This is a genomic window from Thermodesulfobacteriota bacterium, assembly GCA_026415035.1.
In the GTDB taxonomy this organism is placed as follows: Bacteria; Desulfobacterota; BSN033; order BSN033; family UBA1163; genus RBG-16-49-23.
Window position 1 is genome coordinate 42829 of record JAOAHX010000001.1, and the last position, 15627, is coordinate 58455.

Genomic DNA, 15627 nt, shown 5'->3' on the forward strand with positions numbered 1-15627 from the left:
CGGGTGAAATGGTCTTATCTCCTCTCAACCCCCCAGGGCCTTTCTCCCCTCCTGGAAGGCTTTGAGGTTGAGCCCGTGAACTTTCGGGGGAAGATGTTCGAGAAGCTTCTTTTCCCATACCTCCAAGGGAATGTCGAAAAAGGTCGAGAAGGCTCCGAGGGTGACGATATTGACGGCCCTCGAATCCCCGCACTGGATGGCTAAGCTCAGACCGTCGACGACGAAGACATTTCCGTCGAAGAATTTTCGAAAGGTCCCGACCACATCCTCGGGATACTTCATCGTCCCCCGGGTGACGGCCGGTGGATAGGTCTCTTGGTTGTTGAGCAAGACCTTGCCCTCGTCCTTAAGCCAGTTGATATACCGCAGGCCCTCGAGAAGTTCGAAGGCGACCAGGAAGTCCACATCCCCATACTTGATCAGGGGCGAGTAGACCTTCTTCCCGAAACGGAAATGGGTCGTGACATCTCCCCCCCTCTGAGCCATTCCATGGACCTCGGCCTTCTTCACATCGTAGCCCGCTTCTTGAAAGACCGCGCAGAGGATATCGCTGGCCAGGATGGTCCCCTGCCCTCCCACACCCGACAGCAAAACGTTCGTCACTTTCCCTTCCATACTCCCCTCCTATGCCTGCCCCGGAACGATCGCTTCGAATTTGCAGATCTGATGGCAGACCCCGCAGCCTGGACACTGAAGCCTGTTGATTTGGACAATCCCCTTCCGTTTATGACCATCCTTCGTGAACGCCTGCTCCTCCGAGACCTCGTGCCAGCTGATGGCGGGGCAGCCGATCTCAAGGCACATCTTGCATCCCCTGCACTTCTCCACATCGATGGTATAGAAGGGATGTTCAAAGGTCCTCTTCTCCCTACGATGGAGCATGCAGGGCCCATTGACCGTAATGATCACCGAGGGGGCATCCCTTTCGACCTCCTCTTTGATGATCTCCATGGTCTCTTTGATGTTATAAGGATCGACCTTTCTGACGTGTTCGACCCCGAGGGCCCTGCAGAGGGCTTCATAGTCGACCATTGGGGCGGGCTCTCCTGTGATCGTATAGCCCGTGCCCGGGTGTTCCTGAAGCCCCGTCATGCCGGTGGCCCGGTTATCGAGGATGATGGTCGTCGAATTGCCTTTATTATAAACGATATCCAATAAGGGCGTGATGCCCGCATGCAAAAACGTGGAATCGCCCAATACCGCAACGGCCTTCCCGAGACCCTCTTTCCCCAAGACCTTTCCTGCGCCGAAGGCCTCTCCGACCCCGGCCCCCATGCAGATGGTCGTGTGAATCGCGTTGAGGGGGGGTGCAGCCGCGAGGGTATAGCACCCGATATCCCCGAAGACGAAGAGGTCGAGTTTCTTTAAGGCATAGAAGAGGGGGCGATGGGAGCAGCCCGAGCATAGATTCGGGGGCCGTCCAGGAAGCTCCTCGACCTTGATGCGCTCTTTGGGGGCTTTATACCGCTTCCCCTTCAAGGCCCTTTCGATGATATCCGGGGAGAGCTCAAAGATGCTCGGGATCACATCCTTGCCGTGGAAGATTTTGAACCCCATGGCCCGGATCTCCGTTTCGAGGAAGGGGTCGAGCTCCTCCACAATGATCACCTTCTTCACCTTTTTGAAGAAATCAGCGATCAGCTTCTTAGGGAGGGGCCAAACCATGCCCAATTTCAAATAGGAATACTCCGGAAAGACTTCTTTGGTGTAATTGTAGCAGACCCCGCTCGTGATCACCCCGATCTTCGGATCGTTGATCTCCATCACATTATAGGGGAAGGTGTCGGCAAAGGCCTCGAGCTTCTTCATCCGTTCCTCGACGAGCGGCCTTCTCTGCCGAACATAGATGGGCACCATCGTATACTTGGGCGCATCCTTCTTGTTCAGCTCAATCGGGATGGTCGATTCCTTGCGGTCTCCCAGCTTGACGATCGAGAAGGAGTGGGAGACCCTTGTCTCGCTTCGCAACAGAACCGGCGTGTCGAACTGCTCGCTTAGGTCGAAGGCAAGTTTCGTAAAGTCTTTGCATTCCTGAGAATCGGCCGGCTCGAGCATGGGCATCTTCCCAAATCTTGCCCAGTGGCGGCTATCCTGCTCGTTTTGGGAGCTGTGAGAGTAGGGATCGTCGGCGACGACGACGAGCAACCCGCCCTTGACCCCCGTATAGGAGAGGGTCATGAGGGGGTCTGAAGCCACGTTCAAACCCACATGCTTCATGGAGGCCATGGCCCTCGCGCCGGCAATAGATGCCCCACTTGCCACTTCGAGGGAGACCTTCTCGTTGACCGACCACTCTGCCCGGATGTCGTCCTTATATTGGGTTCCGATCACGAAGATGATTTCGCTGCTCGGTGTGCCAGGATAAGCACAAGCTACCTTAACCCCTGCCTCCCATGCTCCCCTTGCAATGGCATGGTTACCCTGTAAAACTTTTTCCATGACCCCCTCCTTAAATGTGATTCTTTTCTCAAATTAACGAATCAAGGATTCTTTGTCAAGGATTTAGTGAAAAAATTAACAAAGTTTTATTGCCCGGCCATCGAAACCTTTTTGAGGGCTAAATTGGCGGCTTGAGATTTGGGGAGGGCTCCTAAAAAAGCTTTATAACTTTCTATAGATTCCTGCTTTTTACCCATCTTTTCATAACACCTTGCGAGATGGAGGTGGGCAGTTGACCAAAGGGGGGTTTCTCCTGATTTGACAATCTCTGAGTAGGCATTTACGGCCTTCTCGTAATCCTTCTTGCCTTCGTAGGCGTACCCTATCCCCTCTAAGGCTAACATACGATAAATTTTATCTTTTTTAGCCTTTTTTAGGAAATTCTGATAGGCTGAAATGGCCTGATCATAATCCCCCATTCGGAGGTGGATCGTGCCCTTATAGAGCAGGGAGTACCTTCCTGCCGTAGTCCCGGGATAGGACCGGACCAAATCGTCGAAAAGGGAAAGGGGTTTTTTATAATCTTCCGGGTTCTCCTCACCGTAGGAGAGACTCGCCGTTTGGTAAGAATCGAGGGCTACATGATATTTCTGATTCGCCTCGTCCTCCTTCCTCTCCTGCCAGATACGGTAAAAAACAACCATGAGGATTATCAAGAGAAGGACGCCTCCGCTGAGAAGCAGCTTCTTGAGGTGCTGATTCAAAAAGAGATAAACGTCCGTTGCAAACGTCCTGAGCTCATCGGGTTCTTTCAATTTCTTCTTGACGATCCTCTTTTTCACCTTCATCGCATACTCCTCGATTCCTTCTAAGGCTCTCTGGACGCCCTCAACACCCTCTTATCCCCCAGGCGGAGCGTCAATTTGGTCTGATCGAAATATTCGATGAGGGGGATCACGAACTTCCTCGAGGCGCCCGCCATCTCTTTAAATTGGGGGGTCGTAATCTCCTTATGCTCTTTTAGAAATTGGACCAGGTTCTCTTTCAAATTTTCGAAGGGCTGGCGGTGAAAGTAGATCCCACTCCTGATCTTGACCAGGGTCCCTTCATGAGAGAGGCGCTCGAAGACCTCGAGGACCTCCTTCTCCTCCAAGGACCAAAGCTCGGCCAATTCCCTGGGCGATGGGGGCTGTAGCCCCCCTTTCAGAACCGCTCCCTCCACCCTCTGGACCAGCCCTCGGTCGTCTACAGCAGAGACCCGATGCCCGGCCAGTCGAATCTTATCCTTTTCGAGGGTGATCCTTTGGGTCCGGATCAGTTCATTCAGAAGGATCTGGAAGAGCCTGACATCCACGGTCGGCGGAAGTTTCGTCCTCAACTCTTCCTTCGCCAATCCGATCTTCATCGGAAATCGCTGGTGAAAGTCCTTCAACTGATCCAAAACCATCTTCTGAAGCCCCTGATAGTGTCGAAGATCGATGACCTTGAACTTCTCGGGATCGATCAGCAGGAGTTCTCCCCTGTCCACCAGGGTCTTCAGGAGCTCCTGAACCTTTCTTGGAGGTAGGGAGACCCGCTTCTGAAGGTCCTCCAGAGCAATCCCCCCTTCGCCCGCCCGTTCGAGGTAGAATCGGAGGACCTCTTCCGGCTGGCCATCCTTGAGGAGGGTGAAATCGGCGATCACGCTTCCAGAAAAACGTTTGTGCTTTTCGGGATGGTTGTCGAGGATGACCCCTCCTCCGCAGGTCTGAATGGCAGAGGAGCCCCGTATGACAAACCGGTCCTGAGGGAGGGCCACGATCGGCCGGTCCAACCTCAACTGGGCGAAGGTCGCCTCGCCCGGGGGCAGTTCCTCCCGGTCCATCAGGTAGATCGTAGCGGTCGCCAAATTCGTGCCGATATGGAATCGCAGGGTGGTCCGGTGCTTCAAAGGTTTGGTGGCGTTCGGGAGGTGCTCCAAGTAGACATCAACCGTCCGGGTGGTATCGAGGGTTTTGGGCCTCACCAGGACGTCTCCGCGGTTGATCTCGGAAGCCTCAAGCCCTTGGAGATTGATGGCCGCCCTCTGCCCCGCTTCTGCTTTCTCGGTGGGTTGGTTATGGACCTGGATCGTCCTGACCTTGGCCTCCTTGCCCAAAGGGAGGATTTCGACCGTCTCCCCAAGGAGAATATTGCCTGATACGACGGTGCCTGTGACAACGGTCCCGAACCCCTTCATGACGAAGACCCGATCGACCGGCAGCCTAAAAAGTCCATCCGCGGGCCGTTCTTCAACCCCCTTGGCCAGCTCATCGAGAACGGAGATGAGGAGGGGAAGCCCCTCCCCTGTGACGGAGGATACGGGAAGGATGGGCGCGCCTTCCAGGAAGGTCCCTTTTACCACATCCGAAATCTCCTCCCTCACGATCTCCATCAACTCAGGGTCGACCAGATCGATCTTCGAGAGAACGATCAGGCCCTTTTTAACCCTTAAGAGCCGACAGATGTCGAGGTGTTCTCGGGTCTGGGGCATCACCCCTTCGTCTGCGGCGATGACCAACGCCACCAGATCGATTCCCCAGGCCCCTGCCACCATATGCTTGACGAATCGCTCGTGCCCAGGGACATCGATGATCCCGAGACGAATCCCGCTGGGCAGGTCGAGGAAGGTGAACCCCAATTCAATGGTGATCCCCCTCTCCTTTTCTTCCTTCAGCCGGTCGGTATCCACACCGGTGAGGGCCTTCACCAGCGAGGTCTTACCATGGTCTATGTGTCCTGCCGTTCCGAGGATGACGTGCTTCATGATCTTCTCGATACGGTCTCACCCCTCTTGTCACGATAACAAAAACTCCATCCGTCTTTCAACCCTGGTCTTCTTCGACCCTGCCGATCCCACCCCCTTAAACATCATAATAGGGCCTCGGTCTTTTTAGCATCTCAAGGGGAGGGTTCCATTTCATCACGGTAAAGAGAGCCTTTCTGAGGCGAGGGGCGTTCGACCGCTTGAAAATCTGGGCACCGGAGTCGGTCCCCTTAGCTCGACCAGTAAAATCAAGCCTCGGAGAGGAGGCCCTTTAAATTGTTTAATTCCTGTGGATAAGTTTGGCCCATGGCAAAATTTTCTCCCGATTTTTTAAGGGTAAAAATGGGATAAAGTTTGGGGTCTAATTATATTGCTTTAATTTTCAATAAGTTATAAATTACCCTGTCCCCGAAGAGGTTTTATGGACCATGGGCAAAACGGCTCCCCACCTCCTTTTCCCAATGTTAATAACATGTTAAAAACCTTTGGGTCCCATTCCCGTCCATGTCAATAAAAAAGGGGAGGTGAGACTCCCCTTTCATATTTCCCGAGCGCTCCAACTCATCATTTGACCGCTTTTCTAAGGATGTTTCCGGGTTTAAACTTTGGAACCTTTACCGCGGGGATTTTGATCTCCTTCCCGGTCTGTGGGTTCCTCCCCAGTCTCGCCTTCCTTTTGGTCACTGAAAAGGTCCCGAATCCGGGCAGGGAAAGCCGGTCTCCTTTTTTGAGAAGTTTGGTCAGGACCGCGGTCGAGGCGTTGATCACCTTTTCAGCGGTTGCCTTCGAAACGTTTGCCTCTTTCCCGACTGCAGCGATGAAATCTGCCTTGGTCAACTCGATCACCTCCTCCTCTTAAAATGGTAGGGCTCTGGTTTCAACCAAAACGCCCTCAACATAAACCATCTCTTTTCAAAAAGTCAAGCGAACTGCCCCGACTTCCCTGGGTCATTGCTCCTCGCAGAGATAGGCTTCGAGGCGATCCGGGTCCATCTCCAGAAAGGAGAAGATCTTTCGCTCGACCGCAAAGGTGGCCTCTTTCAGGGCATCCAGGAGCTCAATGGCCCTTTCGTTCATCCCATAGCGACCCTTCAGATCCTCGAACCTCTCTTCAAGGGAGACGATCTGATCGTGCCGGACCCTTTTGTCGGCATAATTGACCACCTCCTCCTCCGAGACCCGGTAGGGATCCATGGGTTTGGAGAGGTGGATGTGCGCGGCCACCACCTCCCCCAACCGATGGTATCCCATCTCCTTCAGGACCCTTGAACCCGTCAGGGCATGATCCTCTTTCGTCCGAAGACACTCCGTCTTGGTGAGGTCATGGAGCAGGGCCGCGGCCTCCACCAAGGAGAGGTCGAGCCTCTGCCCCTTGCGATTCAGCCGGACGGAAAGGAAAAGGGCGACCCGGGCCACGACAAGGCTGTGATCGAAGATGTTTCCCAGCATCCCCCTCTCGACCATTAATCTCAGGCAGTCCTCTCTGGTCGGGATCATCCTATCTCCTCCAAAAGACCTTCTCCTGAAGGGGTGCCCTTTCTCCTTTCCCTCCCTTCTTGCTCGAAGGGTGTCCCAGGGCGATGACGGCCATCAGTTCCCAATCGTTGCACGCCCCGAGGACCTCCCCGACCCGCTCTTTATTTTTCAGGATCTCGCCGAGCCAGACCCCTCCCAGGCCGAGGGCATGAATGGCCAATAGCATGTTCTGGATGCACGCGCCGACGGCCAGAACGTCTTTGGTCCGGTCATAAACCTGCCCATGATCCAGAAAGACGGCGATCAAGATCGGCGCCGCCCGCAGGACAGAACCATAATGGGTGAGCGAGGCGAGGGAGGCCCTCACCGATGGCTCCCGGATGACGGCAAACCTCCAGGGTTGGTTATTCTTTCCCGATGGGGCCCATCTCCCCGCTTCGAGGATCTGGTCGACCACCTCGTCCGATATCGGTTCCTGGGTGAAGTGGCGGACGGATCGCCGATGACGGATGGCGGCGAGCACGGGATGATCATCCATCTTGATTCGGTTCATGCTTCCCCTGCGTGACCGGAGGCGCGGGCCCGGTTTCGATCTGTTCGAGTTTGAGGCCAAATCTCTCCAGCCGCCTCCGTGCCTCCTCGTATTTATTCGCAGCATTGGCGAGATGCTTTCCCAGCAGCTGAAACTCTCCTTGAAAGGCATTCAATTCCCTGTTCAACCCCGAAAGGGACTTCAGGATTCGGTGGGCGTCTTTCTCGATCTTCAACCCCCGAAGCCCCAGGACGATCACCTGGAGATAGGCGAAGAAGGAATTCGGAGAGACCGGGATGACCCTCTTCTTCAGGGCGTAACTCAAGATCCCCCTATCCTCGCCAAAGGTTTCGTCTTTGGTAATGGTCTCATAATAGACGTTCTCCGCGGGGATATAGAGCAGGGCAAAATCATAAGTGCCCTCTTGGGGGAGGATGTACTTGCTGGCGACGTCATCGATATGTTTCTTCACGTCCCGGACGAACATCTTCTGGGCCCCCTTCCTCTCTTCCTCGGTTTTGGATTCGATCATCCGCCTGAAATTGTCCAGGGGGAACTTCGAATCGATGGGAACGAGCCTCTCCCCCAACCGGATGACCGCGTCCACCCGCTCCCCGGTCGAGAAGGAGTGCTGGAGGGTGAAGAATTCGGCCGGAAGGATCTGGGATAACAACTCTCCCAGGAAGAGTTCTCCCAAGCCCCCCCTCAGCTTGGGAGGCTGGAGGATCTCCTGAAGGGTGGCGATATCCTTTCCCACCTCGAAGATGCGTCGGCTCGCCTCGGACAATTCGCCGATATTTCTCTGGACGTCTCCGATCACCCTGGCCGCATTGTCCAGGCGGCGGTTGATCTCTCCACTCGACGACTGGAGCTGACGGTTCACCTGCTCTGTGATCCCACGCAGCTGAGCATTGATGACCTCTTGCTGCTGGGTGAGCTGGGCGATATTCCTCGAAAGACCTTCGTTGATCTGTTCTCTCAGGTGGTCGATCTGTTGCTGGATCAGGGACCACACCGCTTGAGAGGAGACCTCCGCTTTTACGCCTTCGACCAACTTCCTCAACCGCTGCTCCATGAGGAAAAAGGTAAAGAGGAGGATGGCGAGGGTCACGATCGCGCCGATCAACAGGTAAATCCCCTCCATGTCCTCATCCTCCCTCGAGAGGGGTTCAGGGATGCTGCACGATGAAATATCCCTCCACCCTTCCCTCGTGGAGATTGTGGAGGGAGGCCCGCCACCGGCTCTCGCTCCCCCCCGGACCAGAAGGGATGGGCCATTCGATCTTGACCGGGCTCGTCCCTGAAAGATCGAAACGAACCCCACCCCTTTCTAAATTTTCAAGAGAGACCTTTAAAGGAGTTGGGGGCCCCTCCCATCGCACCTCCACTTTGATCTTGCCTCCATCGTCGTCCTCTTTGGAGGAGGCCTGAGGGATGAAGAAGGAGAACTGTTCCCTCTCTTTTCCCTCGATTTGAAAAGGAAAGATGATGAACCTCCGCTCCAACACGTTATTCTCGTGGCGGACATCGTCCATCCGGGACTTCGGGCTGACCGAAACCTTTACCCTGGCCACCCCACGGATGGGGACGCGGAAGGGGGGCATGAGGAGATAGGGATTCCTCGAATTGGCTTTCAACTCATCGGAAACGAAATGTTCGAACTCCGAGATCTTCCGGTCATTCAAATAGATTCTGACCTTAAAGGTCCCTCCCCTCCGAAGGTCCAGTTCCCCTGAATTGGAAAGGTAGATCATCAACTCCAGGTCCTCGTTGAGATCGAAATCCTGGACGATGAGATCCGGGCCTTTTGGAGCCCCTTCGAGGACCTTTCTCAATGCATTGTTTTCCGGGTTCTTCTCCCCCTGCTCCGTTGAGGTTTCGACCCTCACCTCCACTTCCTTGCGGCCAAAGATTGAAATGGGAATGGGGAGGGTGAGCTTCCCATTGGGTTGAAGCCAGAGATGGTCGGTCAAGCTCTTCAAGGCATAACGGCCTTCCAACCGGCCATCCAAAAAGAGACTCAGGCCTCCCTGATCCATCGGAAAGGGGGCATTTCCAACATTCACGAGGGTGGCAAACAACCTTCTCTTCTTCTTTAGGAAGATCTCCGTTAGGGCGAGGTCTGGAAGAGAGGACTCCTTCGTAGCAGGCGCTGTGGTTGAAAGGGTAAGAAGACGGAGGTCACGCTCCCCCTCCTGAAGTTTTCCCTCTTCTCCCTTTTCTTCCTCCTTCCGAGCCTGATCCTCCTTCGGACCATCCATTGGAAGGGACGTCTCCTCACCCTCCCTCCGGAGTTTCCCTTCCTGCTCATCCGCCGCCCCTCCCTTCTCCAGTTCAAACCTCATAGAAAGAGGTGAATCGGGGGATTGGGGACGTTCAACCGAAGGTGGGTTTTGGGAAGGCTGAAGGGCCCCTTTTGCAGAACATCCCCATAGAGAGAGGAGAGAAACAAGGCAGAGGATTAAACCTTTGATCATCGCCTCTTTTGGAACCTCTGGGTCATAAGATATCTCATCGCCCCCATAAACGCAAGGGAGGATCGCCTTCAAAAGCGAACCTTGACACGGCGTTGGGGACGTTGTAATTTCTAACCCACGGGAGGATCAGGATGAGGAGATGGATCGATCTTCGAAGCGACACCGTGACACGGCCGACACCCGCCATGAGACGGGCCATGGCCGAAGCCGAGGTGGGCGACGACGTATACGGCGAAGACCCCACGGTGAATGCGCTGCAGGAGAAGGTGGCCCGAATCCTCGGCAAAGAGGCCGCCCTCTTCGACCCGTCCGGGACGATGGCCAATCAACTGGCGATCAAATCCCATACCCAGCCGGGCGACGAGGTGATCCTTGAGGCAACCTCCCATCCATACAATTTTGAAGGCGGGGCCGGGGCAGCCCTTTCGGGCATCCAGTTCCATTGCCTCAAAGGGATTCGAGGAATCCTCGAAGCGGAGCAGATTGAAGAGGCCATCCGGCCCGCAGATGCTCACTACCCCGTGACCCGGCTCATCTGCCTCGAAAACACCCACAATCGGGGAGGGGGGTCTATCTACCCCATCGAAAAGATGGCCGAGATCCATCGCCTTGCCAAATCGAGAGGCCTTTCTGTCCATCTCGACGGGGCCCGCCTGTGGAATGCCTCGGTGGCCACGGGGATCCCCCCCAAAGCGTATGCCCAGTACGCCGACTCCGTCTCGGTATGTCTCTCGAAGGGATTGGGCGCCCCTATTGGATCGCTGGTGGCGGGCTCCAAAGGGTTCATCGACCGCGTCCACCGCTTCCGGAAGATGTTCGGAGGAGGGATGCGCCAGGTCGGCATCATTGCCGCGGCAGGCCTTTACGCCCTGGATCACCATTTCGAACGGCTCAGCGAGGATCATCAACATGCGAAACAGCTGGCCCTGGGTCTGAGGGAGATCGCCGGGATCGGCCTCGACCCAGACCAGGTGGAGACGAACATGGTGATCTTTGATGTGGCCGGAACGGGCAAGACAGCCCACCAGATCGCCGGGGAGATGAGAGACCTGGGCGTCCTCATCCATGTCCTGGGAAAGACGCAGATCCGCCTCGTGACCCATCTCGATGTGACTTCAGAAGACATCGAGACGGCCCTTCGGGCCTTCAGGAAGGTCTGCTCCTGAAAGGGTCTGAACCCCATTCGTTCGAAAGTTCGGAAGAGAGCAATGGAACCCATCCTCATCTTCGTCACGTGCGGTTCAGAGGAGGAAGCCCTCAAGATCGCCCGCGCTTTGGTGGAAGATCGGTTGGTCGCCTGCGTCAACCTCCTCGCCCCTGTTCGGTCCATCTACCGATGGGAGGGAAGGGTTTGGGATGAGAGGGAATGGCTCCTCCTGATGAAAACCCAGAGAAAGAGGTTTGCCGAGGTGGAATCGAAGGTGAAATCCCTCCATTCTTACTCCGTGCCGGAGATCATCGGCCTTTCCCTCACCGAGGGAAACCCGTCTTATTTGAATTGGCTTGCGGACATGACGGAGCCAGGGCAAGAGGGGGGCTAAGGGAGGGAAGGTTTCTTCAAATGATAGTCAGTATTCTGCTCGAAGGTGTAGGCCACCCTCAGGAGGGTTCCCTCGTCGAAATGTCTTCCCATGATCTGAAGACCGATCGGAAGTCCCTCTCGGCTGAAACCGCATGGAATGGTGATGGCGGGAATCCCGGCGAGGTTGACCGGGATGGTCAGGATGTCTGAAAGGTACATCTGAAGGGGATCTCCGACCTTCTCTCCGATCTTAAAGGCGGGTGTAGGAGCCGTCGGGGCCACCAACACTTCCACTTCTTCAAAGGCTTTTTCAAAATCCCTCCGGATCAAGGTCCTGGCCTGTGAGGCCTTCCGGTAGTAGGCGTCGTAATATCCCGCAGAGAGGACATAGGTCCCGAGGATGATCCTCCGTTTCACTTCACTGCCAAACCCCTCGGCCCTCGTCCGCTCATACATCTCGAGGAGGTCGCTGAAGCGGCTCGAACGAAATCCGTACTTGACCCCATCGTAGCGGGCCAGATTGGAACTGGCCTCCGCCGTACAGAGGATATAATAGATGGCCACAGCGTAAGGCGTATGGGGAAGCGAGATCCCCTTCACCTCGGCCCCCATCCGTCGAAAGAGATCGATCGCCTCGCGGACCGCCCGCTCCACATCCGGATCCATCCCCTCGACGAAATACTCCTCGGGGATTCCGATTCGAAGGCCCCTCACCTCCTTCACCAAGAAGGTGCGATAATCCGGCACTTCCACGTTGACCGAGGTGGAGTCGCGGGGATCGTATCCGCTGATCGCGCCGAGCAGGATGGCACAATCTTCGACGTCCTTCGTCATCGGACCGATCTGATCGAGCGAGGAGGCGAAGGCGACGAGGCCGTATCGCGAAACCCGGCCATAGGTCGGTTTCAGGCCTACGATTCCGCAACAGGAGGCGGGTTGGCGGATCGACCCTCCCGTGTCCGTTCCGAGTGCAGCGATACACTCATCGGCGGCCACCGCTGCCGCTGAACCACCGCTCGACCCCCCCGGAATCCGACTCAGGTCCCAAGGGTTGCGGGTGATCTGGAACCCCGAATTCTCCGTGGAGGATCCCATGGCAAATTCATCCATGTTCAACTTTCCGAGAAAGACCGCATGCCTCTCCCTCAGCCTCTGGATGACGGTGCCGTCATAAAAAGGGATGTAATGTTGTAAAATTTTCGAGGCGCAGGTGGTCGGGACCCCTTTGGTACAGAGGATGTCCTTCAGCCCGATCGGGATCCCGGCAAGCTCCCCGACCGGCTCCCCCCTTCGAATCGCCCGGTCCGCCTCGTCAGCTTGCTCGAAGGCCTCCTCCTTCGTCAACCGGAGATAGGCCTGGATTTTCTCCTCCACCTTTTCGATCCGCCGGTAGAGGTCCTCGGTGATCTCCCTCGAGGTCACCTCCTTCTTCACCAAAAGGTCATGAAGCTCGTGGATCGTAAGCCGATGAAGTTCCATCGTCGCCCTACTCGATGATCCGGGGGACCTTGAAATAGCCCTCCTCCTGGTCCGGGGCATTGCTCAATATCTCCTGCCCCGGAAATGACCCCGAGACCTCATCTTCCCGGAAGACGTTGACCAGGGGGATGGCATGGGAGGTCGGCTCAACGCCAGAGGTATCGAGGCGGTTGAGCTGATCCATGTAGACGAGGATCTGGTCTAATTGTTGGCCGAACCTCTCCCTCTCTTCCTCGGTCAACTCCAGCCGGGCCAACCTCGCCACCTTCTCGATATCGATCTTCATCCGATCTCCCCTCGCCTTCTCACCCGAGGAGGGTTTGAATGCGTCGAAGGCTCTCCTCCAGTTTTTCTCGCTGAGTGCGAAAGGACTCCGCCTTCAACCGGACCTCCTGAACCACTTCTGGAGGGGCCTTCGAGAGAAACTGTTCGTTCGAAAGCTTCTTCAGAATAAAGGCGCTCTCCTTCTCGATCTTTCCGATCTCTTTTTGCAGCCTTCTGGCCTCCTCTTCCATGCGATCCCGATCCATCGGGACGAAAAGTTCTGCCCCCTGGACGAGGGCATACGCGCTGTAAAGGGGTTTCTCTACCTGGGGACCGACCTTCAACTCCTTGACCAGCGCGAGGAAGCGGAGGAAGGGCTCCAGCTCTCGCCACCGCTCCCCGGAGGCTTCGTCTTTCGTCCGGACCAGAACGGTGATCTGCTCGGAAGGAAAGAGGTTCATCTCTCCCCGGATCCTTCGTAGGCTGCTCACGGCCTCGATCACGAGGTCGATCTCCTCGGCGCCGGGATCGTCGAAACGGGGGTCGGCTTGAGGATAGGGAGAGATCATGATTGAATCCTGCTCCCTTCGCAATGGCAGCTGCTGCCAGATCTCCTCGGTGAGGAAGGGCATGAAGGGGTGAAGGAGCCGCAGGAGAGTTTCGAGGACCTCCAGGAGGGTCTGCCTCGTGAGGGCCTGCCGGTTGGGTTCGACCTCCCGGTAAAGGTAGATCTTGCTCATCTCGAGATACCAGTCGCAGAACTCGTGCCAGACGAATTGGTAGAGGAGATGACAGGCCTCGTGGAATTTGTATTCCTCCAGACTCTCCCTGACCGAACGGATCGTTTCGTTCAACCGCCGCCGGATCCACCGATCGGGCAGGCTGTAGTGCTCCACAGGGGCGGGTTCGACCGCCCCATCCGGGCCGTGGGGCTCGAGATTCATTAAAACGAACCTCGAGGCGTTCCAGATCTTGTTGGCGAAATGGCGGTACCCTTCGGTCCGCGATTCCGAAAGCTTCAAATCGCTTCCGGGCATGGTCAAGGCGGCCAGGGTAAAGCGGAGGGCATCGGCGCCGTATCGATCGATCAACTCGAGAGGATCGACGACGTTTCCCCGGGTCTTCGAATACTTCTCCCCTTTTTCGTCCCTGACCAGGCCGTGGATATAGACGTCCCGAAAGGGGACGTCGGACATGAACTTGAGGCCCATCATCATCATCCGGGCCACCCAGAAGAAGAGGATATCGAACCCCGTGACCAGCACCGAGGTGGGATAGAAGACTTTCAGCTCCTTCGTCTCTTCGGGCCATCCCATCGTCGAGAAGGGCCAGAGGGCGGAGCTGAACCAGGTATCGAGGACATCGGTCTCCTGCCTGAGCCGAGAAGATCGACACTTGGAGCAGGCCGGGGGGGCGGTCTTGGCCACCATCACCTCCCCGCACTCCTCGCAGTACCAAGCGGGAATTCGGTGGCCCCACCAGATCTGTCGGGAGATGCACCAGTCTTTGATATTCTCCATCCATTCGTAGTAGGTCTTCTCCCAGAGATCGGGGATGATCCGGGTCCGCCCACTCCTGACGGCCTCGATGGCAGGCTGGGCCAAGGGCTTGGTGCGGACGAACCACTGGAGGGAGAGGTTGGGCTCAACGATGGTCTTGCACCGGTAACAGTGGCCAACCTTGTGCCTGTAATCCTCGGTCTTGAGGAGGATGCCCTCCCGGGCCAGATCCTCCAAGATCTTTTCCCGACATTCGAACCGCTCCAGCCCTCGGTAGGGGCCCGCCTGCTCGGTCATCCTGCCGGTCTCATCGATCACCTTGATCTGCTCCAGTCCATGTTTCAACCCGATCTCGAAATCGTTGAAGTCATGGGCAGGGGTGATCTTGAGGCACCCGGTCCCGAACTCCCTCTCCACATACGGATCGCCGATGACGGGGATCTCCCTGCCGAGAAGGGGTAGGCGGACCTTCCGGCCGATGGATTCCCGGTATCGCCCATCCTCTGGATGGACGGCGACGGCCGTATCGCCCAACATCGTCTCAGGCCGCGTCGTCGCGACCACGAGAAAACCGTCCCCTTCCTTGAAAGGGTACCGGAGGTAGTAGAGCTTCCCTCCGATTTCGTGGTGCTCCACCTCTAAATCGGAAAGGGCGGTCTGGCATCTCGGGCACCAGTTGATGATATAATAACTCCGGTAAATTAATCCCTCCTGGTAGAGCCGGATGAAGACCTCCCGGACCGCTTCCGAAAGGCCTTCGTCCATCGTAAACCTTTCCCGGGACCAATCACAGGAAGCGCCGAGCTTCTTCAACTGGTTGATGATGGTTCGGCCCGACTGTTCCTTCCACTGCCAAACTCGTTCGATAAACTTCTCCCTGCCGAGGGCGTGCCGGTCGAGACCTTCCTCCAACAGCTGCCTCTCGACCACGTTTTGGGTGGCGATGCCCGCATGGTCGGTCCCGGGCATCCAGAGGACGTTGAAGCCCTCCATTCTTTTAAAACGGATGAGGATGTCCTGGAGGGTATTGTTCAGGGCGTGGCCGATGTGAAGGACGCCGGTGACATTCGGGGGAGGGATGACGATCGAATAGGCCGGTCGTTGGGAATTTTCGTCGGCGCGAAAATAATTCCGCTCCGTCCAGAAACGGTACCATTTTTCCTCCACCAGGTGTGGATCGTAAGCCTTGTCCAGAAGTTTCGAACCCATGTCCG

Annotated in this window: 14 protein-coding genes; 2 read left to right on the forward strand and 12 right to left on the reverse strand. The window is 56.2% G+C overall.

What is annotated here, in order from left to right:
- Window positions 1-24: 24 nt before the first annotated feature.
- The 9 genes from N3G78_00160 to N3G78_00200 all read right to left on the reverse strand — a co-directional run bounded on the left by N3G78_00160 (window position 25) and on the right by N3G78_00200 (window position 9517).
- Entirely contained in the window at window positions 25-615 is a 591-nt protein-coding gene (locus tag N3G78_00160; GenBank protein MCX8116328.1) for an indolepyruvate oxidoreductase subunit beta, read from the reverse strand.
- 9 nt (window positions 616-624) lie between these two features.
- Window positions 625-2439, reverse strand: coding sequence for an indolepyruvate ferredoxin oxidoreductase subunit alpha (iorA, locus tag N3G78_00165; GenBank protein MCX8116329.1), 1815 nt, complete (start codon window positions 2437-2439; stop codon window positions 625-627).
- Between the two features lie 86 nt (window positions 2440-2525).
- Window positions 2526-3227, reverse strand: coding sequence for a tetratricopeptide repeat protein (locus tag N3G78_00170; GenBank protein MCX8116330.1), 702 nt, complete (start codon window positions 3225-3227; stop codon window positions 2526-2528).
- Between the two features lie 20 nt (window positions 3228-3247).
- Window positions 3248-5164, reverse strand: a complete 1917-nt coding sequence (selB, locus tag N3G78_00175; GenBank protein MCX8116331.1) for a selenocysteine-specific translation elongation factor — start codon at window positions 5162-5164, stop codon at window positions 3248-3250.
- A 564-nt stretch (window positions 5165-5728) separates the two neighbouring features.
- The gene (locus N3G78_00180) at window positions 5729-6001 is read right to left on the reverse strand and encodes an HU family DNA-binding protein (GenBank protein MCX8116332.1); all 273 of its coding nucleotides are present in this window, start codon (window positions 5999-6001) and stop codon (window positions 5729-5731) included.
- Window positions 6002-6112: 111 nt separating this feature from the next.
- Window positions 6113-6661 (reverse strand): HDIG domain-containing protein, encoded by a 549-nt coding sequence (locus N3G78_00185; protein ID MCX8116333.1) that lies wholly within the window; start codon window positions 6659-6661, stop codon window positions 6113-6115.
- Between the two features lies 1 nt (window position 6662).
- A complete protein-coding gene (locus N3G78_00190; protein ID MCX8116334.1) occupies window positions 6663-7193 on the reverse strand; it encodes a nitroreductase family protein in 531 nt (176 codons plus the stop codon).
- Entirely contained in the window at window positions 7171-8316 is a 1146-nt protein-coding gene (locus tag N3G78_00195; GenBank protein MCX8116335.1) for a DNA recombination protein RmuC, read from the reverse strand. The genes N3G78_00190 and N3G78_00195 overlap by 23 nt, the downstream gene beginning before the upstream one ends.
- Window positions 8317-8341: 25 nt before the next feature.
- Window positions 8342-9517: a hypothetical protein gene (locus N3G78_00200; GenBank protein ID MCX8116336.1), complete on the reverse strand. Its 1176-nt coding sequence runs from the start codon at window positions 9515-9517 to the stop codon at window positions 8342-8344.
- Between the two features lie 263 nt (window positions 9518-9780).
- Between N3G78_00200 and ltaE the strand changes: the two genes are divergently transcribed.
- Window positions 9781-10815, forward strand: a complete 1035-nt coding sequence (gene ltaE / locus N3G78_00205; protein MCX8116337.1) for a low-specificity L-threonine aldolase — start codon at window positions 9781-9783, stop codon at window positions 10813-10815.
- 42 nt (window positions 10816-10857) lie between these two features.
- The gene (locus tag N3G78_00210) at window positions 10858-11190 is read left to right on the forward strand and encodes a divalent-cation tolerance protein CutA (protein ID MCX8116338.1); all 333 of its coding nucleotides are present in this window, start codon (window positions 10858-10860) and stop codon (window positions 11188-11190) included.
- Here N3G78_00210 and gatA read toward each other — a convergent pair.
- Genes gatA through N3G78_00225 form a run of 3 tightly spaced genes read right to left on the reverse strand, consistent with a single transcriptional unit; the run spans window position 11187 to window position 15622 of the window.
- Window positions 11187-12650, reverse strand: coding sequence for an Asp-tRNA(Asn)/Glu-tRNA(Gln) amidotransferase subunit GatA (gene gatA, locus N3G78_00215; GenBank protein MCX8116339.1), 1464 nt, complete (start codon window positions 12648-12650; stop codon window positions 11187-11189). The genes N3G78_00210 and gatA overlap by 4 nt on opposite strands.
- A 7-nt stretch (window positions 12651-12657) precedes the next feature.
- Entirely contained in the window at window positions 12658-12936 is a 279-nt protein-coding gene (gatC, locus tag N3G78_00220) for an Asp-tRNA(Asn)/Glu-tRNA(Gln) amidotransferase subunit GatC (protein MCX8116340.1), read from the reverse strand.
- Window positions 12937-12955: 19 nt separating this feature from the next.
- Window positions 12956-15622 (reverse strand): valine--tRNA ligase, encoded by a 2667-nt coding sequence (locus tag N3G78_00225; GenBank protein ID MCX8116341.1) that lies wholly within the window; start codon window positions 15620-15622, stop codon window positions 12956-12958.
- Window positions 15623-15627: the final 5 nt, after the last annotated feature.